Annotated in this window: 1 rRNA gene; it reads left to right on the top strand. The window is 58.8% G+C overall.

The features are described 5' to 3' along the window. Window positions 1–233 (top strand): 16S ribosomal RNA (locus HMPREF2983_RS04575); the annotation flags it as partial.

Here is a 233-nt window from a genome sequence, read left to right as displayed (position 1 = left end):
GGCCCTTCGGGGCGTCTGTGAAGGTGCTGCATGGTTGTCGTCAGCTCGTGCCGTGAGGTGTCGGCTTAAGTGCCATAACGAGCGCAACCCCTTTCTTCAGTTGCCATCAGGTGATGCTGGGCACTCTGGAGACACTGCCACCGCAAGGTGTGAGGAAGGTGGGGATGACGTCAAATCAGCACGGCCCTTACGTCCGGGGCTACACACGTGTTACAATGGCCGGTACAGAGAGT

Origin of the sequence: Prevotella sp. HMSC077E09 (assembly GCF_001814685.1) — a bacterium.
Classification (GTDB): Bacteria; Bacteroidota; Bacteroidia; order Bacteroidales; family Bacteroidaceae; genus Prevotella; species Prevotella oris.
Note: the sequence above shows the minus strand (reverse complement) of the source record. Positions and strands in the feature narration are given on the sequence as shown.